Origin of the sequence: Paracoccus sp. 22332 (genome assembly GCF_052045125.1) — a bacterium.
Taxonomy (GTDB): domain Bacteria; phylum Pseudomonadota; class Alphaproteobacteria; order Rhodobacterales; family Rhodobacteraceae; genus Paracoccus; species Paracoccus haematequi_A.
Genome location: NZ_JBQEOI010000002.1, coordinates 41,064 through 63,116 on the forward strand (window position 1 = coordinate 41,064; position 22,053 = coordinate 63,116).

The following is a 22,053-nucleotide window of genomic DNA, read 5'->3' on the forward strand; positions in this document are numbered from 1 at the left end:
TCAGGGCAGACGCGCCAGCCGGTCGGCCAGCAGCGTGAACAGCGCGTCGCGATCCACATGGCGGATGAAATTCGCATTGGCCGGGCGGTCGGTCACGCGCCACCAGTCGGCCACGGTCATGCCTGCGGTGAAGCGGCCCTCGGTCTCGATCTCCACGTTGATATGGCGGCCCGTGAACAGGTCGGGGCGCAGCAGCCAGGCGATGGTGCAGGGATCGTGCAGGGGGGCGCCCTCGCTGCCGTATTTCTCTTTGTCGAAGCGTTCGAAGAAATCCGTCCAGCTTGCGATGGCGGGACCGCAGCGGCCAGGCAGGGCGCGCATCCCATCGATCCAGTCGCTCGATGTCAGCGCCTCGTGCGTCACGTCCAGCGGCATGACGACCAGCGGCGCCCCCGCCGCGAAAACCTCGGCTGCGGCCTCGGGATCCACGAAGATGTTGAATTCGGCGGTGGGGGTGATGTTGCCCACCTCGAAATAGGCGCCGCCCATCAGGACGATTTCCTGGACGCGGGCCACGATGTCGGGCGCCTGGCGAAAGGCCTGGGCGATATTGGTCAGCGGGCCGATGGGCACCAGCGTCACCGTGCCCGCCGGTTCGCGGCGCAGGGTTTCGATGATGAAATCCACCGCGTGCTGCGGGTGCAGGCCGATCCGCGGTTCCGGCAGGTCGATCCCGTCCAGGCCGGATTTGCCGTGGACATGTTCGGCCGTGATCAGCGGGCGCGACAGGGGCCGGTCGCAGCCCGCGAAGACCGGAATGTCGGGGCGGCCGGCCAGTTCCAGGATCTTGCGCGCATTCAGTTCGGTCAGGGCCAGCGGCACGTTTCCGGCGACGGCGGTCAGGCCCAGCACCTCCAGTTCCGGGCTGGCCAGCGCCAGCAGGATCGCCACGGCGTCGTCCTGGCCGGGATCGGTGTCGATGATGATCTTGCGCGCCATGGCAGCCTCCTGAACCCTGGCCCGAGTTGTGAAAGCGAATTGCACGATGCGCAAGTCCCCTTGGGCGGGATCCATTGACCGCCCGTCCCGCGCAGGCTAGGGCGCGGGCATGGCACGCGCACCCCTTCTTCAACTGACCGACATTTCCCTGACCTTCGGCGGCGATCCCGTGTTCGAGGGGCTGTCCCTGACCGTCCAGCCCGGCGACCGGGTGGCCCTGGTGGGCCGCAACGGATCGGGCAAGTCGACGCTGATGAAGGTCATGGCGGGCCTGGTCGAACCCGACCGGGGCGAGGTCGTGGTCAGCGCCGGGGTCTCCACCGGCTATATGGAACAGGATCCCGACCTGTCCGGCTTTGCGACGCTGGGCGAGTTCGCCGCCTCCGGCCTGCCTGAATCCGAGTCCTATCGCGTCGAGATGGCGGCCGAAGGGCTGAAATTCGATCCCGCCCGTCCCGTCGCCACCGCATCGGGGGGCGAACGCCGCCGCGCCGCGCTGGCGCGCCTTTTGGCCCAGGCGCCCGAACTGATGCTGCTGGACGAGCCGACCAACCACCTGGACATCCAGGCGATCGGCTGGCTGGAGGATCACCTGTCCCAGACCCGCGCCGCCTATGTGCTGATCAGCCACGACCGCGCCTTCCTGCGCCGCCTGACCCGCGCGACCCTGTGGATCGACCGGGGCGAGGTCCGCCGCCAGGAGCGCGGCTTCGAGGGGTTCGAGGATTGGCGCGAAGCCGTCTGGGCGGCCGAGGATGAGGCCCGCCACAAGCTGGACCGCAAGATCAAGGCCGAGGCCCGCTGGGCCGTCGAAGGCATCAGCGCCCGGCGCAAGCGCAACCAGGGCCGGGTCCGCGCCCTGGCGGCGTTGCGGGCGGAACGCAGCGCCCAGAGCCGGCGGCAAGGCACGGCTGCGATGGCTTTGGACTCCGGGCCGCAATCGGGCAAGAAGGTCATCGAGGCCAAGGGCATCGCCAAGGCCTTCGGCGGGCGCACGATCCTGCGGCCTTTCGATCTGCGCGTGAACCGGGGCGACCGCGTGGCCTTCGTCGGTCCCAACGGCGCGGGCAAGACCACGCTGATCAAGATGCTGACGGGGGAAATCGCCCCCGATCAGGGCACTGTCACGCTGGGCACCAATCTGGAACTGGCGGTCTTCGACCAGACCCGTTCGGCGCTGAACCCCGACCAGACGCTGTGGGAATCGCTGACCGGCGATCCCGAGATGCGCGTCTCGGGGCGGGCCGACCAGGTGATGGTGCGCGGCCAGCCCCGGCATGTGGTCGCCTATCTCAAGGATTTCCTGTTCGACGACGCGCAGGCCCGCGCGCCTGTCCGCAGCCTATCGGGCGGCGAGAAGGCGCGGCTGCTACTGGCCCGGCTGATGGCTCGGCCTTCGAACCTGCTGGTGCTGGACGAACCGACCAACGACCTGGACGTGGAAACGCTGGATCTGTTGCAGGATCTGCTGGGAGATTACGACGGAACTGTGCTGCTAGTCAGCCACGACCGCGACTTCATCGACCGCGTGGCCGACACCACCGTGGCGATGGAGGGGGATGGGCAGGCCACCGTCTATGCGGGAGGCTGGACCGATTACCGCGCCCAGCGGGGCGAGGATGCGCCCACGACAGCCGAACCCGTGAAAAAACCCGAGGCCGCGCCCGAAAGAGCCAAGACCGCCCGCTCCGGCCTGTCCTTTACCGAACGCCACCGCCTTGAGGCGCTGCCGGGCCTGATCGAACGGCTTGAGGCGGAAATCGCCAAGCTGTCCGAATTCCTGGCCCAGCCCGACCTGTTCCAGACCGCCCCCGCCAAGTTCCAGAAGGCGACCGAGGCCCTGGCCGAGCGTCAGGACGCCCTGTCCGCAGCCGAGGAGGAATGGCTGATGCTGGAGGAAAAGGCCGAATCCTAGGCCCCGCGCGCGGCATGGTCGCTGATCCATCCATGCGCGAAGGTCATTTTCGCGCGGATGGCCGGCGTCAGGATGAAGGGATACAGGTCTGAATTGTCCAGGGCGCGGTTGATGTCGTTGATGGCGATGGCGACCTCGGCCGCGATGTTCAGCAGGTTGTCGGCGTTCTGGTCGGCATAGGGCCGATAGCCTTCGGGCACCGCCTTCATCGACAGGCCCGCGCTGACGAAGCTGTCTGTGAAATCCACCATGTGCAGCAGATGCGCCACCGTTTCGGCCCAGTCCTCGTGCGGGTGAGAAGTCGCATAGGTGGTGATGAAATTCTCTTCGGGCGATTTGGGGTTGGCATAGTGCTCCTGGAGGGCGGCATTGTAATCTGCGGTCTCGTCCCCGAACAGCGGGCGGAACCCGTCCAGGAAGCCCGGCGCCACGGCCAGGCGGTCGAACAGGAAATGCGCCAGTTCGTGCCGGAAATGGCCGACCATCGATCGGTACTGTTCGCCCAGCTTGTGCTGGCGCTGAATGCGGATCAGTTCGTCGGCTTCTGTCACGTTGATGACGATCTCGCCGTTGTCGTGGCCCATCATGATCTGCACGGCCCGCCCGCCGGTGTTTTCCGACAGCATCTGGAAGCGTGGCCGCATTCCCCCATCGGCGTCGGTGAACCACTGCCAGTTCGACAGGTTGGCCAGCACCCAGCGTTTCGCCCGCTCGGCCCGCTCCAGAAGCTGCTGGTTGTCGCCGATATGCAGCGCTGGGACGACATCGGACATGGCGCAGGACCGGCACAGGGATTCGCCGGGAATGGCGGCCCAGTTGCACTGGATGGCGTCGCGGTTGGCGCAGGGGTCGGCCTGGTTCAGCATCGCGCGGGCCTCGGGTTCATAGAAAAGCGGCTCGCCGCAGGCGCAGAAGGTGTTCTCGAAATAGACGCGGGCGTGACAGGCGGGACAGGTGAAGCTCTGCATGGTGGGTGTCCTTGGTGGGCTGCTGACCAAGCCTGGGTGGATGCCAAGGTTCCACGGCGCAACAAAAATTCTGCTTCGGGCAAGGCGGCTTGACTTGGAGGGGCGAATGCGCCATATGCAGGCGGACCGGCCGGGCGAATGCCTTTGGCCGGTGTGTTATTTTCAATGACATCCCCATGCGCGGGATGCGCTGTCCGAAGGCGGGTCCGATCCCCAACGCCGGTTCGATCCGGGGCCGAAGGACGCGGCAACGAAGGAAACGAAGCGATGTTCGCGGTTCTGAAGACGGGCGGCAAGCAATACAAGGTGCAGGCGGGCGACGTCCTGCGCGTTGAAAAGCTGAATGCCGCGGCTGGCGACAAGGTCCAGTTCAACGAAATCCTGATGGTCGGCTCCACCCTGGGCGCGCCGCTGGTCGACGGCGCCTGCGTGCAGGCCGAGGTGATCGACCAGATCAAGGCCGACAAGGTCATCACCTATGTCAAGCGCCGCCGCAAGCACAGCTCTCAGCGCACGCGCGGGCATCGCCAGCAGCTGACCCTGCTGCGCGTGACCGACGTTCTGGACAACGGCGCAGACAAGACCGGTGTGAAGGCCGCCGTCGGCGCGCGCACCAAAGAAAACGCGTAAGGAGACTGACCCATGGCACATAAGAAAGCAGGCGGTTCGTCCCGCAACGGTCGCGATTCGGCCGGTCGCCGTCTGGGCGTCAAGCTGTTCGGCGGGCAGGAAGCCACTGCCGGCAACATCATCGTGCGCCAGCGCGGCACCAAATGGTGGGCGGGCGACAACGTCGGCATGGGCAAGGACCATACCTTGTTCGCGCTGACCGATGGCCAGGTGACCTTCAAGAAGGGCCTGAAGGGCCGCACCTTCATTTCGGTCGTTCCCGCAACCATCGAAGCCGCCGAGTAACCCGAGCTTAACAATTCACTGTTACAGGGGGATCGGCGAAAGCCGGTCCCCAGTTGTTTTTCCGGGGAGGAAAAATGGTCATGTCAGCACCGATGCGGGAGGGGACGCGTTTGGACGACTTCAAGGTCTCGGACGCCGCGCTGAACCAGCCCGTCATCGCAACCGAACGTTTCATCCTGCGTCCCCTGCGTCCGTCCGACGCGGGAATGATCGCGCATTATACCGCGGACAAACGGGTGGCCGAGGGAACGCGGGCCATCCCCCATCCCCTGCCGCCCGGCGCGTCCGAGGGATTCGTGGCGCGCGCCCTGTCCGCCGACCGGACCGAGGATGTGTGGGCCATCGACGGATCGGCCAACAAGCTGGCGGAACTGCTGGGCGTCGTCTCGCTGACCCGGATGGAGGGCGACCAGTCCGAACTGGGCTTCTGGATCGGCGCGGGGTTCTGGAACACCGGCTTCGCGACCGAAGCGGTCGAGGCGTTGGTCAAGGCCAACCCGCACAAGGCCCGCACCCTGTTCGCCGAGGTTTTCCAGGACAACCCCGGCTCGGCCCGCGTGCTGACGAATTGCGGCTTCGTCTATCTGGGCGACGCGGAAAGCTGGTCGGTGGCCCGCGATGCGCGTGTTCCGACCTGGACCTATCTGCGCAAGATGTAAGGGCAGGGGGCGCTCGCGCCCCCTCTGGCGCGCGGGCGCGCCATTCACCCCCGAGGATACTTGTGCACAGAAGAGGGCCGGTTGCCGATTCTGCATCCGACCGCTTGCATTCCGGGGCCGAGATCATAGCTCGGGCTCATGAGCATTCCGTTTTCTCTTTTGGATCTGTCGCCGGTGCCCGAAGGGGCCGAGCCTGCCGATGCGATCCGCAACACCCTGGACCTCGCGCGTCATGCCGAAGATTGGGGCTATCGCCGGTTCTGGCTGGCCGAACATCACAACATGCCGGGCATCGCCAGTGCTGCGACCGCCGTCCTGATCGGGCTGGTGGCGCAGGCGACGCGCACCATGCGCGTGGGCGCCGGCGGGATCATGCTGCCCAACCACGCCCCGCTGACCGTGGCCGAGGCTTTCGGCACGCTGGCGACCGCCTTTCCCGGTCGCATCGACCTGGGGCTGGGGCGCGCGCCGGGCGGCGATGGCGCCGTGATCCGGGCGCTGCGCCGCGATCCGATGGCCGACAGCTTTCCGCAGGATGTGGTCGAATTGCTGGATTACCTTGGTCCGGAACGGCCCGGCGCCGCCGTCCGTGCGCTGCCGGGCGAGGGGACCAATGTCCCCGTCTGGATCCTGGGCAGCAGCCTGTTCGGCGCCCAGCTTGCCGCGCATCTGGGCCTGCCCTATGCCTTTGCCAGCCATTTCGCGCCGGGCGACATGGAACGTGCCGTTGCCGTCTATCGTGAACGCTTTCGCCCTGGCCCCTGGAACGACAGGCCGCAGGTGATGATCGCGATCAACGTCTTTGCGGCGGATGACGCCGAGCAGGCCCGCTATCTGCGCACCTCGATGCAACTGGCCTTTGCGCGGCTGCGCACGGGAATGCCGGGCAAGCTGCCGCGTCCGGTGGCCGATCTGGATGCCGAGATCGGCCCGCAGATGCGGCGCATGGTGGATGAGGCGCTGCGGATCAGCGCTGTGGGCGACAGGGGGCAGGTGAAGGACCAGCTTCAGGCGCTGATCGCCCAGCATCGACCGGATGAGGTGATCCTGACCGGGCAGATCCATGACCATCAGGCGCGGCTGCATAGCTTCGAGATCGCGGCGGATGTGATGCGATCCCTGTAGGGCTGCGAGGCGGTGCTGGCAGGATGGCGCGAGGCTGTCTTGCTGGCGGATGTCCCGATGCTGCTGGCAAGACGCTGGCAGGTTGAACCACGAGCTGGCTGGCGGAACGCTGGCTTGCTGGAGGTTCGGAAAGCTGGCTGGCGGTGTCGCTTGCTGGCTTCGTTGCATCCCTTATACCGACCCCGCAGGGGTGATGCAAGGAAAATGCATTGAAATCAGATAGTTGACTATTTCAGTCGGAACTGGCGCAAGGCCTTACCCGCAAAGGGAAACTGCGGCCCTGCGGTGCGGGCCGTGAAAAAGCCGCCGATGCGGCAGGCAGCGGCGGCTTGGGAAGGGCGGGCGTCGGGGAATCAGGGGCGGGTGCGCAGCAGGCCCATGATCTCCTTGGTGCGCTCCAGGATCGGGGTGGCGATCTCGTCTGCGCGGATCGCGCCTTCGCCCAGGATGCGGTCGATTTCCGCGGGGTCGGCCATGAAATCGTTCATCCGTCGGGTGATGGGTTCCAGCGCGGCGACGGCCAGTTCCGCCAGGGCGGGCTTGAAGGCACCGAAGCCCTGACCCTCGAACCGGGCCAGCACCTGATCGGGGGTTTCATCCGACAGCGCGGCATAGATATTGACCAGGTTTTTCGCCTCGGGCCGGTCCTTCAGGCCGTCGAGGCTGCCCGGCAGGGGATCGGCATCGGTGCGCGCCTTGCGGATCTTCTGGGCGATGGCGTCGGCATCGTCGGTCAGGTTGATCCGGCTGGCATCCGAAGGATCGGATTTCGACATCTTCTTCGACCCGTCACGCAGCGACATGACGCGGGTCGCCACGCCCTCGATCAGGGGTTCGGTGATCGGGAACTGCTCGACCCCGTAATCGTGGTTGAACTTGGCGGCGATGTCGCGGGTCAGCTCAAGGTGCTGTTTCTGATCCTCGCCCACCGGGACGGCGGTCGCCTGATAGGTCAGGATGTCGGCGGCCATCAGCGCCGGATAGGCCAACAGGCCCAGGCTGACGTTTTCGGTGTTCTTGCCTGCCTTGTCCTTGAACTGGGTCATCCGGTACATCCAGCCGACGCGGGCCACCGTGTTGAAAAGCCAGGCCATTTCCGCATGGGCGGAAACCTGGGACTGGTTGAACAGGATCGACTGTTGCGGATCCACGCCCGAGGCCATGAAGGCCGCCGCAGCCTCGCGGATGTTGCGGCGCAGCTTGTCGGGTTCCTGCCAGACGGTGATCGCGTGCAGGTCCACCAGGCAATAGATCGTCTGCGCCGGGCCGCCTTGCAGCGCCGCAAAGCGTTTCAGCGCGCCCAGGTAATTGCCCAGCGTCAGCCCGCCCGAAGGCTGGATCCCGGAAAAGATGCGCGGCGTGAAACGGGTTTTCGGCGTCTCGGTCATGTCGGGCCTGCTTGGATTTTCGCTGCCAGTGGCTTAGCCCTTGGCCAAAGCGACCGCAACCGCGAAGGAAACCCGATGCGCCAGGCCATGCCCGTCTCGCCCCTCAACCCGATCCCCGCCGCCGTCTGGGCGCTGTGTCTGCCCGCCATCGCCGGAGAGATCGTGTTCCTGCTGGGCCAGACCGGGCTGATCGGCGGCGCGCAGGGGGTGGGGCTGCGGCTGTCCGCGATGCAGATGACGGCCTTCGCGCCCGAGATGGTGCAGCGCATGTGGCACCTGGGCGCGGTCGATTGGGATCAAGCGTATCGCATCCTGTCCTACAGCTTCGTCAACTCCTCGTTCACCCATGCGGCCTTCGTGGTGGTCTTCACCCTGGCGCTTGGCAACATGATCGCGCGGGAGTTCCGGCCCTGGGCGGTGATCGCGCTGTTCCTGGGATCGGCCCTCGGCGGCGCCCTGGTCTATACGGCGGCGATTTCGCTGCTGCCGGGTCGCGTCGGGCCGCTGATCGGCGGTTATCCGGCGGTCTATGGGCTTGTCGGGGCCTTCACCTTCCTGCTGTGGACACGGCTGGGGGCCGTCCAGGCCAATCGGATGCGGGCCTTCACGCTGATCGGGATGCTGCTGGCCTTTCAGCTTGTCTTCGGCATCGTCTTCGGCGGCGCGGGCTATGGCTGGATCGCCGAGGTCGCCGGTTTCTTCGTGGGTTTCGCTCTCAGCTTCCTGCTGGTCGATGGCGGGGTGCAGCGGGTCTTGCGCCAGATCAGGGCGCGCTGACGGTTTCCGTGCAATGATCGGCGCAGTTTAACATCCAGGAAAGGACAAGGCATGAAGATCGAATTCGCAGGCAGGACAGGCATCGTGACGGGCGCCGCTTCCGGCATCGGGCGCGCCATCGCCGAGGGCTATGCGGCGGCGGGCGGCACAGTTATCGCATCGGACCTGAATCGGGATGCCGCGCAGAAGGTCGCGGATGCCATCGTCGCGGCGGGCGGCAGGGCCTTGGCCTTCGCGGCCGATGTGGCCTCTGAAAGCGACATCCAGGCGCTTGTCCGCTTTGCCGAGGACGAGACCGGATCGCTGTCGCATCTGGTCAACAATGCCGGGATCGGCGGCGCGCAGGCGACAACGGGCGACTATCCGGTCGAGGCCTGGAGGAAGGTCATCGACGTAAACCTGATCGGGGTCTTCCTGGGGATGCGCTTTGCGATCCCGGCGATGAAACGGGCGGGCGGCGGGGCCGTCGTCAACCTGTCCTCGATCCTGGGATCGGTGGGATTCGCCAAATCCTCGGCCTATGTCGCGGCCAAGCACGGGGTGAACGGGCTGACCAAGGCGGCCGCGCTGGAACATGCGGCGGACGGGATCCGCGTGAACGCGGTCGGTCCGGGCTTCATCAGCACGCCGATGCTGGACAAGCATCTGGACAGGCAGACGCTGGACTATCTTGCCACGCAACATGCCTTGCAGCGGCTGGGCACGGCCGATGAGGTCGCCTCGCTGGTGCTTTACCTGCTGTCTGATCAGGCCAGCTTCATCACCGGATCCTATCACCTGGTCGACGGCGGCTATACGGCGCGCTAGCGCCGGCGCACCGCCGCCTTCAGGTCGGACAGCCGATAGGCGCGGGTCGCGAAGCTGAGCGTGAAATAGATCGCGGCCCCGCCGAAGACGAGGATCGCCAGACCCGGCACCTTCCCCACTTGGACCGCGTCCAGCCAATCCATCATCAGCCACAGCGCCCCCGCCATCAGCGCCGAGGACAGCACGATCAGCGGCGTCTTGCGGCGCAGGCGGGCGTCGGCGCGGGCGGCGTCGCCCATGGCGCGGGTGCCCCACCACAGCTGCGCGACCATGATCCAGGCGGCGACCGTGGTGCCCAGGGCCGCGGCCAGGAAGCCCAGCCAGGGCATCAGCCCAAAGGCCACGATGGCATTGACCACCATCGACCACAGGGCATAGCGGAAGGGCGTCCTGGTATCCTCGCGCGCGAAATACAGCGGTTGCAGGATTTTTTGCAGCACGAAGGCGGGCAGGCCGAAGGCATAGACGATCAGCGCGCGGGCGGTCTGGGCGGTGTCGTAAGCGGTGAACTGGCCGCGTTCGAACAGGGTGCGGACCATGGGTTCGGCGATCACGGCGATGGCGAAGGCGGCGGGCAGGGTCAGGAACAGGCCGAATTCCGTGGCGCGGGAATAGGCCGATTGCCCGCCCGCATGATCGCCCGCCCGCAGCCGCCGCGCCAGTTCCGGCAGCAGGACCACCGCCACGGCGGCGCCGACGACGCCCAGCGGCAGTTGATACAGGCGGTCGGAATAGGACAGCCAGGAAATCGCGCCCTCGAAATGGCTGGCGACCTGGCGGCCGACCAGCAGGTTGATCTGCACCACGCCCCCGGCGAAGGCGGCGGGCAGGGCCACGGCCAGCAGGCGGCGCATGTCGGGCGTCAGGCGGGGGCGGCGGGGCGCGAAGGACCAGCCGGTGCGGTGCGCGTCCCACCAGACAAGCGCCAGCTGCGCGATCCCGGTCAGCGGCGTGGCCCAGGCCAGCGTCAGCCCCACGTCCCAGCCCTGCCACCAGGCCACCGCCATCGCCGCGATGAACAGCAGGTTCAGCAGCACCGGCGCGGCGGCGGCGGCGGTGAAGCGGCCGTTCGCGTTCAAGACGCCCGAGATCATCGAGGCCAGAGAGATCAGCAGGATATAGGGGAACATGATCCGGCCGTATTGAACCGCCAGTGGAAAGCGTTCATCCCCCGCAAAGCCGGATGCCATCAGCCAGACCAGCCCCGGCATGAAGACCATCGCCCCGGCAGACAGGATCAGCACCGACATCAACAGGCCCGAAAACGCCTCGGACGCGAAGCGTTGGGCATCCGTGCGGTCGTCCAGCTTCTTGGCGAACATCGGCACGAAGGCGGTGTTGAAGGCGCCTTCCGCGAAGAAGCGGCGGAACATGTTGGGCAGCGACAGGCCCACGAAGAAGGCGTCGGCCACCGCGCCGCTGCCCAGCCAGGCGGCCATCAGGATGTCGCGGACAAAGCCCGAGACGCGCGACACGAAGGTCCAGATCCCTACCGAGAGGAATCCGCGCACCAGTCCCGATTTCATGATTTATGCCTCTGCCCGTTTTGCCCCGTCGGCGATGGCCGAACGCAGTTTCTTTTCCAAGGCGTCGCGTTTCGCGTCGCTGTGCAGTTTCAGGCCGAACATATCCTTGACATAGAAACTGTCCACCACCTGCGCGCCGAAGGTGGCGATCACCGCGCTGACGATCTGGATATGGTTCGCGGCCATCGTCCGGGTCAGGTCATAAAGCAGGCCGGGACGGTCGCGGGTGTCGACCTCGATGATGGTATAGATGTCGCTGCCTTCGTTGTCGAAGGTGACATGGGTCGGGAACCTGAATTCCCGCGTGCGCTTCTTGGGCTTGTCGCGGGTCGCAAAGGCCTCGCGCGCGACGATTTCTCCCCTCAGGATGCTCAGGATCTTCTGGCGCAGCCTGGGCATCCGGTCTTCGTCAAAGGGGCTGCCATCGGGATCCTGCACCCAGAATACGGCGGTCGCAAAGCCGTCCCGCGTCGTATAGGTCCGCGCATCGACCACGTTCGCGCCCATCAGCGTCAGCGCCCCGCAGAGCCGTGAAAAGATCCCCGGATGGTCGGCCAGCACGAAGGCCGCGCGGGTGGCGTCGCGGTCGGGATCGGCGCGCAGGTCGATGCGGATTTCGTCCGGTCCGATGCCGTTCAGCATTTCGGCGAAGCTGGCTTGCGTTTCAGTGGGCAGCCCCGACCAATAGCTGTCGTAATGGCGCCCAAGCTCGGCCCGGATGGCCTTGGCCTCCCATCCCTTGGCGATCAGCAGATGGCGCAGGCTGCGCTTGGCTTCCGTCTGGCGGCGGTCGCGGTTCATCTCCTCCAGCCCGTTTTCCAGGACCAGGGCGGTCTCCTCGTGCAGCCTGCGCAGCAGCGCGGCCTTCCAGTTGTTCCAGGTGCCGGGGCCGACGCCGCGAATGTCGCAGACCGTCAGCACCAGCAGCATGTCCAGCCGCTTGCGGGTCTTCACCGCCTTGGCGAAATCGCGCAGGGTGCGCGGGTCGGCGATGTCGCGTTTCTGCGCCACGTCCGACATCAGCAGGTGGTTGCGCACCAGCCATTCCACGGTGTCGATGTCGTCCTGGGGAAAGCCGAACCGGGTCGCGATCCGCCGCGCCAGCCGCGCGCCCAGGATCGAATGATCCTCGCGCCGTCCCTTGCCGATGTCGTGCAGCAGCACCGCCAGATAGAGAACACGGCGGTTGATGCCCGATTTCATGATCTCGCTGGACAGGGGCAGATCTTCCGGGTGCTCGCCCCGCTCGATCTCGGCCAGGGCGGCGACGCATTGGATGGAGTGTTCGTCCACCGTGTAGTGGTGATACATGTTGAACTGCATCATCGCCACGACGGGTTCGAATTCGGGGATGAAGGCCGCCAGCACGCCCAGTTCGTTCATGCGGCGCAAGCCGCGTTCGGGATTGCCGTGCTTCAGCAGCAGATCCATGAAAATCCGCGTCGCTTCGGGATCGCTGCGGACCTTGTCGTCGATCAGGTCCAGATTGGCCGCGACCAGCCGCATGGCGTCGGGGTGGATCAGGATGCCGGTGCGCAGCGCCTCTTCGAACAGGCGTAGGATGTTCAGCGGGTCCTGAAGAAAGGCCGCGTCGTCAGCGATGGCCAGCCGTCCCAGGTTGTCGACGAAGCCGTGCCGCAGCTTGCGGCGGCGGCGGAACAGCCGGCCCAGGAAGGGCGCGCTGCGGACATGGCGGGCCTCGAGTTCCGTCAGGAAGACGCGGGTCAGTTCGCCCACATGGGTGGCGTGGCGGAAGTAATCCTGCATGAAATATTCCACCCCGCGCCGGGCGGATGTGTCGCGATAGCCCATGCGGCGCGCCACCTCGACCTGCATGTCGAAGGACAGGACATCCACCGGACGGCCCGCGATCAGGTGCAGGTGGCAGCGCACGGCCCACAGGAAATCCTCGGCCTGCCAGAAGGCCAGATGTTCTTCGCGCGTGAAGACGCCCAGATCGACCAGTTCGACGGCGCGGTCCACGCGGTGGATGTATTTGGCGATCCAGTACAGCGTTTGCAGGTCGCGCAGCCCGCCCTTGCCCTCTTTGACGTTGGGTTCCAGGACGTATCGCTGCCCGCCCTGCCGCTGGTGGCGGGCCGATCGTTCCTCCAGCTTGGCCTCGATGAATTCGGGGACGGTCCTGGAAAACAGCTCGACCCACAGGCGTTCGCGCAATTCCTCGGCCAGGGGGGCGTGGCCGGTCACAAGCCGGTGTTCCACCAGCGAGGTGCGGATGGTCATGTCGCCCGCGCCCAGGCGGATGCAGTCGTCCACGCTGCGAATCGAATGGCCGATCTTCAGCTTCAGATCCCACAGGATGTAGAGCATGGATTCGACCACGCTTTCCGCCCAGGCGGTGATCTTCCACGGCGTCAGGAACAGCAGGTCCACGTCGGATTCGGGTGCCATTTCCGCCCGGCCATAGCCGCCGACGGCCAGCACCGCCAGCCGTTCGGCCTCGGACGGGGACCGCTGGGGATGCAGCCAGGTGGTGGCGACATGATGGGTGGCGATGACGATGCCGTCGGTCAGGGTGGCGATGGCGCGCACGGTTTCGCGCGCGGCGCGGGGGTGGCTGGCAAGGCCCGCCTCGATGGCACGCATGGCCTCGGACCGGGCGTCCGACAGCAGGGCCACGGTGCGCGCCCGGATCGCCCGGCCTTCGGTCAGGCCCGACAGCGCCCCGTCCAGGATCGGCAGGAAGGCGGCGGGGTCGAAGATGGGATGCGCCCCGGACAGGGCCGGGGCGCTTTGCAGAAGCGTCGTCTCGGGCAGGTCGGCCAAGATCAGAACCCGGCGCCGCCAAAGCCGCGCTGCGCCGGATCCAGGATCACCAGCCGGTTGCCGCGCAGGGTGGCCACCGCCAGGGCGCGTTCCGAGGTTCCGTCGGGCCGCAGCCGGAAGACGCCGCCGACCCCCGCAAAGCCCGCGCGCTGCGTCAGCCCCGTCGTCGTCAGGGCATTGCGCTGTCCGCTGCGCACCAGCGATGCGATGGCGGCAACGCCGTCATAGGCCAGGCTGGCCAGTTCGTGCGGCTGTTCGCCATAGGCGCCGCGATAGCGGGCGTCGAACTGCGCCCGCAGGCCCTGATCGGGGATCGCGAACCAGCCTTCCTGCAACTGGGGCAGGGTCATGCGCGCGGGCGGCTGATCCCAGCGGGTCAGACCCATCATCTGCGTGACGGGCGACCGCACCCCGGCGGCGGCAAGCTTTTCCGTCAGATAGGGCAGGACAGCCTGGTTGTTGGCCGTCATGAACACCGCATCCACCTGCCCCGACTGGGCCGCCGCGGCGATCTGCGGGGCCACGGTGTCGATGCCGGTCACCGAGACGGGGTGGTTGATGCGCCCCGCCAGCCGCGCGCGGTTGCGGGCGATGGCGGTCTCGATGGCGCGCCCACCCAGTTGTCCGGCGATGTCATCCTCGGCCACGACATAGATGTTGCGCTTGCCCTGGCGGACGCCATAGCCGACCAGCCGATCGGCGATATTGGCGAAGCTGTTGCCCAGAATGAAGACGTTGCCGCCCGCGATCTCGGCATTGTTGGAGAATGACAGGACGTTGATGTTGCGCGGCCGCATGGCATTGCCCACGGCATTGGCGCCTTCCGCGAACAGGGGGCCGACGATGATCTGCGCGCCCGCATCAGCGGCCGCATTGGCCTGGGCCACGGCCTGTTCCGTGCTGGTCCCGGTGTCATAGACGCGCAGGTCGATCGTCGCGCCCTGCGCGTCGGCGGCGGCCATGCGCGCGGCGTTCTTGAGGCTGCGCGACAGCCATTCCAGATCGGCCGATCCGCTGCCGCCCGGCGCCAGCAGGGCAACCCGCACCGGCTCGCCTGGGTTGATCAGCGGGCCGATGGCGGGGCCGCTGGCCTGCTGCGATCCTCCTACGGGGTCGCAGGCCGCCAGGACGAAGGCGGACAGGATGGCAGCGGCACGGGTAAAGGCGCGGCGCAATCCGGCGGCGGGCCGGGTTGTGGCGGAAACGACCATATGAAACTTCCCTGCTGTAAGGTATCGGCGAGGTGCGCGCAGCCTAGGACCAACGGGCCTGCTTGGCAATCAGTCGGAAGGAGAAGGCGATGACCGGAACACGCGAAGAACCCCAATCCGCCCATCGCCTGTCGGCCCATGTCGAGGCGGCGCGGCTGGACCCCGGCCTCTATCTGGTGGCGACGCCCATCGGCACGGCGCGCGACATCACGCTGCGCGCGCTTGACGTGCTGAATGCCGCAGACCTGTTGGCGGCCGAGGATACGCGGGTGCTGCGCCACCTGCTGGACATCCACGGCATTCCGCTGCGGGGCAGGCGGATCCTGCCCTATCACGACCATAACGGCGAACGTGCCCGGCCCGGATTGATGGCGGCCCTGTCGGAGGGGGCCAGCATCGCCTATGCCTCGGACGCGGGGACGCCTCTGGTGGCCGATCCCGGATACCGCCTTGCCCGAGAGGCGGCGTCCCTGGGCCATCGGGTCCATGCCATTCCCGGCCCCTCGGCACCGCTGGTCGCGCTGAGCCTGTCGGGCCTGCCCAGCGACCGCTTTCTGTTCCTGGGCTTTCCGCCAGCAACGAAAGGCGCCCGGCTGACATGGCTGCGCGACTGGATGGCGGTCGATGCCACGCTGATCCTGTTCGAAAGCCCCAGGCGCGTTAATCAAACATTGAAAGAGATGTGCGAGGTTGACGCGAATCGACTTACAGTGGTGGCGCGGGAACTGACCAAACGGTTCGAGGAGGTGATCCGGGGCACCGCCGCCGAACTGGCGCAGGATCCGCGCATGGCCACCCTGAAGGGAGAGGTCGTGATGCTGGTGGACCGGCCGAAGCCGGTGCAGGCGGACGGGCAGACGGTGCGCGCCGCACTGCGAACGCGGCTGGCGTCGATGACGGTGAAGGATGCCGCCCGCGAGGTGGCGGCGGAATTGGGAATGGCGCGGCGCGATGTCTATCAGATCGCGCTCGGGCTGGCGGATGAAGGGACGGATTGAGAATGGGCCATGCCGTCAGACCGCTGGACCTGCCCTGGGCGGTGCCGCCGCAAGCCAGGCAGGTGTCCCTGACCCGCAGGACACGGGGACGCCTTGCGCATCTGTCCGGTGCCTTGGCCGAGGACAGCGTGGCGCGCGTGCTTGAAGGCAAGAGCATGACGATCCTGGCGCGGCGTTGGCGTGGCAAGGCCGGGGAAATCGACCTGATCGCGAGACATGGGGAATGCCTGGTCTTTATCGAGGTCAAGCAGTCTTTCTCCCACCAAGACGCTGCCTGTCGGCTGGGCGCCGCGCAACAGGGCCGCATCATGCGCGCTGCATTGGAATATTGCGAGGCGGCCGGGCAGATGCCCTTGCCGGAATTGCGCTTTGACGCCGCCTTGGTGGACGGTCGGGGACAGGTGGAAATCCTTGAGCGCGCGTTCGAGGAGGCCCTGGCCTGAGAGGCGAGGGTCAGGCTGGTCAGGAAAGAGCCGAAATCTCTAAGCGTCCGCTCGAACAGGACCGGGGATTGGACATCCTTCTGTCGAAGGAATCTTGAGGATGAGGCATTCGACCATCATGCGGTGGGCGTTTGCCGGGGATCCTCCCTGCTGTTCTCGGCCTTCGCAAACCACCCTCCGCTGTGGCCGTGCAAGGGGCCGCGCGTGATCCGGCAGGCGGTGTTCTTTGAGAGGCGCGCGCCGTTCATGTCGGTGTCCATGGGGGCTATCGGCCACAGTGCCAACCAGCAGGCCGATCCCGGACAGCGTCACCCGGCCAGGCTTCGAGATCGCTTTCCAGACCAGGGGCGATACACATGTGGCGCGGAACCGGGCCGGGTGGCTGACCTTCGGCGCAGGCCCGCACAAGGACGACTGCGCGGTCTAGATCCTGTCCAGGTTCAGGGCGATCAGTCCGGCGGTCTGGTCGGGATGGGTAAGGGGCAGCATGTGCCCCGCATCCGGCATGGAGGCCCGGCCGACATCGGCAAGGCGGGCAGCCAGCGCATCGGCGATGCGGTGGATCACGGTCGGAGAACGTTCGCCGGCAATGATCATGGCCGGCGCGTCGATGGATTCCAGCCCTCCGTCCCGCAGGATGCCGGCCTGGTCCCGCGTCAGGGTGTCCTCTGTCTGGGCGACAAGACCGATCTGCCGGGCCATGGTCTGTTGCGCGGGTCGGGGAAGCGTGTCGAAGGGCTGCGCGCCCCAGATGTCGATGAACCCGCGCGCGGCGTCCTCGGCCCGCCCCTGGGCCAGAAGATCCGCCAAGGCCGCGTCGCGGGCTGCCTGTTCCGGGTCCGGCGCGGCGGCGAACAGCACGGGCTCGATCAGCGTCAGGCTGCGCACGGCCTCCGGCGCGGCCACGGCGATGCGCAGGGCCACGGTCGCGCCCAGGCTGTGGCCGATCAGGTCCAGCGGGCGGTCGATGAAACTGGCGGCGATCCGGGTCACGGCGGTGTGGAAGTCGGGGCCACCGGGCTGGTCCGTCCAAGGTCCGCTGCGGCCATGGCCCGGCATGTCGAAGGCCGACAGATCGACCCGACGCCCCAGCCGCGCGGCGATCGGTCCCCAATAGGCCGCGTTGCCCATCATGCAATGCAGCGCAAGGGCCGGGCGATCCTTGTCGCCCGGCCAGTGCCGCTTGTGGATGCCGCTCATGCCGCAGACAGGTGCCGGTCCAGGAACTCCAGCCGGTCCTGGCCCCAGAACCGCTGGCCGGTTTCGCGGACGATATAGAAGGGCGATCCGAAGGCTCCGGCCTCGACCGCCTGTTCCAGGTTGCGGCCATAGGTCTCGGCGCCGATGAACAGCCCCTTGTCCGCCAGGGCGGGATCGAAGCCATGCGCGCCCAGGATGTCGCGGATCACCGCATCGTCGCTGATATCGCGGTCCTCGGCCCAGACGGCGCGCAGGACGCCCTGCACCAGCCCGCCCAGATCGCCGCCGCCCGCCTGCTGCGCGGCGATGATCGCATAGGAGGAGGGCGCCATGTTCACCGGCCAGAATGCAGGCCGGACGTTCAGCGCCATGCCCAGGTGCTCGGCCCAGCGGGGCAGTTCCTGGGCGCGATACTCCATCCGGCTGGGATGGCGGTCGGCCGGGCGGACGCCTCCGGTGCGGTCGAAAAGCTGCAGGATGTCCAGCGGCTTGTAGGTGATCGTCGCGCCGTGGCGGTCGGCGATCCGTTCCAGCCGGTCGCCTGCCAGATAGGCCCAGGGGCTGATGGTTCCGAAATAATAGTCGATGGTCGGCATGACGATCCTTCGCGGTTTGCCCGCAGGCTAGCCCGGTGGTAAGGCGGGCGCAATCTGGCGAATCCCCGCGAAAGGCCCATCCATGCCCGTCATGACCGAACCCAAGCTGATTTCCGGCAATGCCAACCGCACGCTGGCGGCGGCCATCGCCCGGCGCATGTCGATGCACCGGGGCATGAATGTCAGCCTGTGCGACGCGCGGGTGGAACGCTTCAACGATCAGGAAATCTTCGTCGAGGTGTTCGAGAACGTGCGCGGCGAGGATATGTACATCATCCAGCCGACCTCGAACCCCGCGAACGACAACCTGATGGAGTTGCTGATCATGTCGGACGCGCTGAAGCGGTCCTCGGCGGCGCGGATCACGGCGGTCATCCCCTATTTCGGCTATGCCCGTCAGGACCGCCGCGCCAAGGCCCGCACCCCGATCAGCGCCAAGCTGGTGGCGAACCTGCTGACCGAGGCGGGGATCGACCGGGTGCTGACGCTGGATCTGCACGCGGCCCAGATCCAGGGGTTCTTCGACATTCCGGTGGACAACCTTTACGCCGCGCCGGTCTTTGCGCTGGACGTGCAGCATCATTTCCGGGGCCGGATGCAGGATCTGATGGTCGTATCCCCCGACGTGGGCGGCGTGGCCCGTGCGCGGGAACTGGCGACCCGGATCGGCGCGCCTCTGTCCATCGTCGACAAGCGCCGCGAGAAGGCGGGCGAGGTGGCCGAGATGACCGTGATCGGCGATGTCGAGGGCAAGGTCTGCATCATCGTCGACGATATCTGCGACACCGCCGGGACGCTGGTGAAGGCCGCGCAGACCCTGACCGACAGCGGCGCGACCGAGGTCCACGCCTATATCACCCATGGCGTTCTGTCCGGCCCGGCGGTGGAACGCGTCAGCAAGTCGGTGATGAAATCGCTGGTCATCACCGATTCGATCCAGCCGACCGAGGCGGTCAAGTCGGCGCCGAACATCCGCATCGTGCCGACCGCGCCGATGTTCACGCAGGCGATCCTGAACATCTGGAACGGCACCTCGGTCAGCAGCCTGTTCGAGACGGACACGCTGCTGCCGATCTATGAAGGCCTGTATTCCAGCCTGTAGGGCCCGGCCCCATCCGATGTGGCCGGCGGGAATATCTGAGTAAGAAGAGGTCCAGGTCGTGTTGACAAAAGGGACTCCCCTGCACGGTCGGCTGTGATTCAAGATCATCTCTGCGTGGGGGACGAGCTTGGCGCGCAACCTGATGTCCGACGATGACTGGGCCTTTTTCGAGGGCTTCATCCGCGCGGTCCGGCATTCTAACAGGCGCAAGCCTGCGGATCATCGGCTTGTTCTGGATAGAGTTTTCCGGGTCGCGGGAACGGGCGCGCCCTGGCGGGATCCGCCAGAGGAGTTCGGCAAGTGGTCATCTGTCTACCGCCAGTTTCGGCCCTTGGACTCTCGCTGGCTGTTGGAGAACATCCTGGATGCCCTGAACCACACGGGGCTCGCGCCCGACAAGCTCCAGATGATTGACGCTGCGTGTGGGCGATCGTGAAGCGAGAAGGGGCTGCAAGGTCTGGGGGAAAGTCTGGGGCAGATTGTCCCCGAGCAGTCGATTTTGGCCACTCAAGCCACTTCCGAAAAACTTCTAAACGCGAAGTGTCAGAACGGAAGACAAGCAATCGCTTCTATTCTGACGTAATCTTTGAGATGGTTTGGAGCGGGTGAAGGGAATCGAACCCTCGTATTCAGCTTGGGAAGCTGCTGCTCTACCATTGAGCTACACCCGCGTGGCGCCTTGGCTAACCGATGGCCGGGGCGTCGTCAAGCGTCAGACAAGGCCCATTTCCGCCAGGGCGGCGGCCATCTGCGGAGGCAGGGCGGCGTCGCCCGCGCGGCCGCGCGGCATGTCGGCGGGGGCGTCCTTGGCGGGAAGATAGCGCCAGCCCTGGAACGGGCGGCGCGGCACGGCCGTCACGGGCACGATGTCGCGGTCCAGGATCAGGGCGCAGCGGCGGATGCCGTCGTCGCGGTGGTGTTCGTCCAGCCGGACGATCCGCTGGCGGGCCAGCATCACCCCCTTGAACACCCAATAAATCGAGCCGCCCGCCAGCAGTTCGTCTTCCCGCTTGGGCCACATGCGGGTGACATGGACGGCGGGGCCGTCGCCGAAGCGGCGCTGCCATTCCAGCAGATCGTCCGGGCCTTCGGCGCCGACGCACAGCTTCATGAGGTGGAGTTGGCCTGACATGACCGCAAGATAGCGGGCAGGGCGGCCGGTCGCAAGGATGGCGCAAACGAAAAGGCCGCGCGGACGGCGCGGCCTTTCGAAGCAGGGTTCAGCGGGCGATCAAAGCTCGTCCAGGGCCTCGACGGCCTTTTCCAGTTCTTCCTTGGTGACGGTCTTTTCAGTGACCTTCGCCTGTTCGGCGATGTGGTCGACCACCTTGTCCTCGAAGATCGGGGCGCGAAGCTGCTGCTGCACGGCCTGGTTCTGCTGGACGAATTCGAAGAAGGCCCGTTCCTGGCCCGGATACTGGCGCGCGGCGCGCAGCACGGCCTGGGTCATCTCTTGGTCGGTGACGGTCACCTCGGCCTTCTGGCCGATCTCGGCCAGCAGCAGGCCCAAGCGCACGCGCCGCTCGGCCAGCTTCTTGTGTTCGTCGGTCGGTTCGATGCTGCCGTGGTTGTGGTCGTGAACCTCGGGGTTTTCCTCGTGCCACAGCTGGTGCGCGATCTGCTGGGCCTCGGCCTCGACCAGCGATTCGGGCAGGTCGAACTTCACCTTCTGATCCAGCTGGTCCAGCAGCGAGCGTTTCAGGATCGCGCGGGCGGCGCCGGCATATTCCTGCTCCAGGCGGCCGGCGATCTGCTTCTTCAGGCCCTCCAGATCCTCGGCGCCGAATTTCTTGGCCAGTTCGTCGTCGATCTCGGCCGGTTTCGGGGCCTTCACGGCCTTGACCTTGCATTCGAAGGTCGCGTCCTTGCCCGCCAGGTGCTTGGCGCCGTATTCTTCCGGGAACTTGACCGAGACGGTCACGTCGTCGCCTTCCTTGGCGCCGACAAGCTGGTCCTCGAAACCGGGGATGAAGCTGTTGGACCCCAGCACCAGCGGATAATCCTCTCCGGCGCCGCCCTCGAAGGCTTCGCCGTCGACGAAGCCCTTGAAGTCGATGACCACCTGGTCGCCGTCCTTGGCCTTGCTGCCCTTGCGGCGGTCCTCGAAGTTCTGGGCGGATTTCGCCAGGTTTTCCAAGGCTTCGTTGATTGCCGCGTCCTCGGCCGGGACGGTCAGCTTTTCCAGGGTCAGGCTGGACAGGTCGACCTCGGGGATCGGCGGCAGAGCCTCGTACGAGACGTTGACGACCACGTCGTCGCCTTCCTTCCAGCCTTCGCCGTTCTGCATCTCGACCTTGGGCTGGGTGGCGGGACGGTCGCCGGATTCGTCCAGGTGCTTTTTCAGCGCGCCGTCGATCGCATCCTGCATGGCGTCGCCCAGGATGCGCGGGCCGAACTGTTTCTTCAGCATGGCCAGGGGCACCTTGCCCTTGCGAAAGCCCTTCAGTTCGACCTCGGGCTGGGCTTCCTTCAGCTTCGCATCGACCGTCGCGGCCAAATCGGCTGCCGGAAGCGTAAACTGGTAGCCCCGCTTGAGACCGTCGTTCTGGGTTTCCTTGACCTGCATCATCGTCCTCGTGCCATAGGGGCCGCCAAAGCCGGGGCGGCCTGAAAAATTCCCGCCCTTCTAGTCGCCGAGGCCGCAGGCTGCAAGCGGAACCCGCGCCGCAGCCTGGGCGTTTTCCGCCGTTCCCTTCG

General features: G+C 66.5%; 20 protein-coding genes, 1 tRNA gene and 1 pseudogene. 11 read left to right on the forward strand and 11 right to left on the reverse strand.

Going from position 1 to position 22,053, the window contains the following annotated elements; genetic code table 11:
• Positions 1-939, reverse strand: a complete 939-nt coding sequence (locus tag ACTJI6_RS02085) for a nucleoside hydrolase (protein ID WP_440797409.1) — start codon at positions 937-939, stop codon at positions 1-3.
• A 109-nt stretch (positions 940-1,048) separates the two neighbouring features.
• Between ACTJI6_RS02085 and ACTJI6_RS02090 the strand changes: the two genes are divergently transcribed.
• Entirely contained in the window at positions 1,049-2,854 is a 1,806-nt protein-coding gene (locus tag ACTJI6_RS02090) for an ABC-F family ATP-binding cassette domain-containing protein (protein WP_440797411.1), read from the forward strand.
• On the opposite strand, the gene ACTJI6_RS02095 is transcribed toward ACTJI6_RS02090, so the two are convergent.
• Positions 2,851-3,822 (reverse strand): zinc-binding metallopeptidase family protein, encoded by a 972-nt coding sequence (locus tag ACTJI6_RS02095; RefSeq protein WP_440797413.1) that lies wholly within the window; start codon positions 3,820-3,822, stop codon positions 2,851-2,853. The two genes, ACTJI6_RS02090 and ACTJI6_RS02095, sit on opposite strands and share 4 nt — an antisense overlap.
• A 267-nt stretch (positions 3,823-4,089) precedes the next feature.
• Here ACTJI6_RS02095 and rplU point away from each other — a divergent pair, with 267 nt between their 5' ends.
• The 4 genes from rplU (at position 4,090) to ACTJI6_RS02115 (ending at position 6,521) form a co-directional block, all read left to right on the forward strand.
• Entirely contained in the window at positions 4,090-4,452 is a 363-nt protein-coding gene (rplU, locus tag ACTJI6_RS02100) for a 50S ribosomal protein L21 (protein WP_440797415.1), read from the forward strand.
• 12 nt (positions 4,453-4,464) lie between these two features.
• Positions 4,465-4,737 (forward strand): 50S ribosomal protein L27, encoded by a 273-nt coding sequence (gene rpmA, locus ACTJI6_RS02105; RefSeq protein ID WP_126155691.1) that lies wholly within the window; start codon positions 4,465-4,467, stop codon positions 4,735-4,737.
• A gap of 80 nt (positions 4,738-4,817) precedes the next feature.
• On the forward strand, positions 4,818-5,396 hold the full coding sequence (locus ACTJI6_RS02110; RefSeq protein WP_440797416.1) for a GNAT family N-acetyltransferase: 579 nt from the start codon (positions 4,818-4,820) through the stop codon (positions 5,394-5,396).
• Between the two features lie 144 nt (positions 5,397-5,540).
• Complete coding sequence (locus ACTJI6_RS02115) at positions 5,541-6,521, forward strand: LLM class flavin-dependent oxidoreductase (protein ID WP_440798011.1); 981 nt, start codon at positions 5,541-5,543, stop codon at positions 6,519-6,521.
• Between the two features lie 353 nt (positions 6,522-6,874).
• On the opposite strand, the gene trpS is transcribed toward ACTJI6_RS02115, so the two are convergent.
• A complete protein-coding gene (trpS, locus tag ACTJI6_RS02120; protein ID WP_126155690.1) occupies positions 6,875-7,909 on the reverse strand; it encodes a tryptophan--tRNA ligase in 1,035 nt (344 codons plus the stop codon).
• Between the two features lie 75 nt (positions 7,910-7,984).
• On the opposite strand from trpS, the gene ACTJI6_RS02125 reads away from it, so the two are divergent.
• Together ACTJI6_RS02125 and ACTJI6_RS02130 are read left to right on the forward strand one after the other, a co-directional pair.
• Entirely contained in the window at positions 7,985-8,686 is a 702-nt protein-coding gene (locus ACTJI6_RS02125) for a rhomboid family intramembrane serine protease (RefSeq protein ID WP_440797419.1), read from the forward strand.
• A 51-nt stretch (positions 8,687-8,737) separates the two neighbouring features.
• Positions 8,738-9,493 carry an SDR family NAD(P)-dependent oxidoreductase gene (locus ACTJI6_RS02130; RefSeq protein ID WP_440797421.1) on the forward strand — a complete coding sequence of 252 codons (756 nt, stop codon included), beginning with the start codon at positions 8,738-8,740 and terminating at the stop codon, positions 9,491-9,493.
• Here ACTJI6_RS02130 and murJ read toward each other — a convergent pair.
• From murJ to ACTJI6_RS02145, 3 genes are read right to left on the reverse strand one after another with little or no spacing between them, the layout of a single operon-like run.
• The gene (murJ, locus tag ACTJI6_RS02135; protein ID WP_440797423.1) at positions 9,490-11,019 is read right to left on the reverse strand and encodes a murein biosynthesis integral membrane protein MurJ; all 1,530 of its coding nucleotides are present in this window, start codon (positions 11,017-11,019) and stop codon (positions 9,490-9,492) included. The genes ACTJI6_RS02130 and murJ overlap by 4 nt on opposite strands.
• A gap of 3 nt (positions 11,020-11,022) precedes the next feature.
• The gene (locus ACTJI6_RS02140; protein WP_440798013.1) at positions 11,023-13,797 is read right to left on the reverse strand and encodes a [protein-PII] uridylyltransferase; all 2,775 of its coding nucleotides are present in this window, start codon (positions 13,795-13,797) and stop codon (positions 11,023-11,025) included.
• 11 nt (positions 13,798-13,808) lie between these two features.
• A complete protein-coding gene (locus ACTJI6_RS02145) occupies positions 13,809-15,017 on the reverse strand; it encodes a penicillin-binding protein activator (RefSeq protein WP_440797425.1) in 1,209 nt (402 codons plus the stop codon).
• 89 nt (positions 15,018-15,106) lie between these two features.
• Between ACTJI6_RS02145 and rsmI the strand changes: the two genes are divergently transcribed.
• Both rsmI and ACTJI6_RS02155 read left to right on the forward strand, forming a co-directional pair.
• Positions 15,107-16,015, forward strand: coding sequence for a 16S rRNA (cytidine(1402)-2'-O)-methyltransferase (gene rsmI, locus ACTJI6_RS02150; RefSeq protein WP_440797427.1), 909 nt, complete (start codon positions 15,107-15,109; stop codon positions 16,013-16,015).
• 128 nt (positions 16,016-16,143) lie between these two features.
• The gene (locus tag ACTJI6_RS02155; protein WP_440797429.1) at positions 16,144-16,458 is read left to right on the forward strand and encodes a YraN family protein; all 315 of its coding nucleotides are present in this window, start codon (positions 16,144-16,146) and stop codon (positions 16,456-16,458) included.
• Positions 16,459-16,881: 423 nt separating this feature from the next.
• Here the strand turns inward: ACTJI6_RS02155 and ACTJI6_RS02160 are convergent, their stop codons facing one another.
• Together ACTJI6_RS02160 and ACTJI6_RS02165 are read right to left on the reverse strand one after the other, a co-directional pair.
• Entirely contained in the window at positions 16,882-17,658 is a 777-nt protein-coding gene (locus ACTJI6_RS02160; RefSeq protein ID WP_440797431.1) for an alpha/beta fold hydrolase, read from the reverse strand.
• Positions 17,655-18,254: a 2-hydroxychromene-2-carboxylate isomerase gene (locus tag ACTJI6_RS02165; RefSeq protein ID WP_440797433.1), complete on the reverse strand. Its 600-nt coding sequence runs from the start codon at positions 18,252-18,254 to the stop codon at positions 17,655-17,657. The genes ACTJI6_RS02160 and ACTJI6_RS02165 overlap by 4 nt, the downstream gene beginning before the upstream one ends.
• 82 nt (positions 18,255-18,336) lie before the next feature.
• Between ACTJI6_RS02165 and ACTJI6_RS02170 the strand changes: the two genes are divergently transcribed.
• Positions 18,337-19,356 (forward strand): ribose-phosphate pyrophosphokinase, encoded by a 1,020-nt coding sequence (locus ACTJI6_RS02170; protein ID WP_126155681.1) that lies wholly within the window; start codon positions 18,337-18,339, stop codon positions 19,354-19,356.
• Between the two features lie 142 nt (positions 19,357-19,498).
• A pseudogene (locus tag ACTJI6_RS02175) lies at positions 19,499-19,789 on the forward strand (transposase); the annotation flags it as partial.
• A 164-nt stretch (positions 19,790-19,953) separates the two neighbouring features.
• Here the strand turns inward: ACTJI6_RS02175 and ACTJI6_RS02180 are convergent.
• The 3 genes from ACTJI6_RS02180 to tig form a co-directional block, all read right to left on the reverse strand.
• Positions 19,954-20,027, reverse strand: a tRNA-Gly gene (locus tag ACTJI6_RS02180).
• A gap of 41 nt (positions 20,028-20,068) precedes the next feature.
• Positions 20,069-20,488 (reverse strand): DUF1489 family protein, encoded by a 420-nt coding sequence (locus ACTJI6_RS02185; protein WP_126155633.1) that lies wholly within the window; start codon positions 20,486-20,488, stop codon positions 20,069-20,071.
• Positions 20,489-20,587: 99 nt separating this feature from the next.
• On the reverse strand, positions 20,588-21,922 hold the full coding sequence (gene tig / locus ACTJI6_RS02190; RefSeq protein WP_440797436.1) for a trigger factor: 1,335 nt from the start codon (positions 21,920-21,922) through the stop codon (positions 20,588-20,590).
• Between the last annotated feature and the right edge of the window lie 131 nt (positions 21,923-22,053).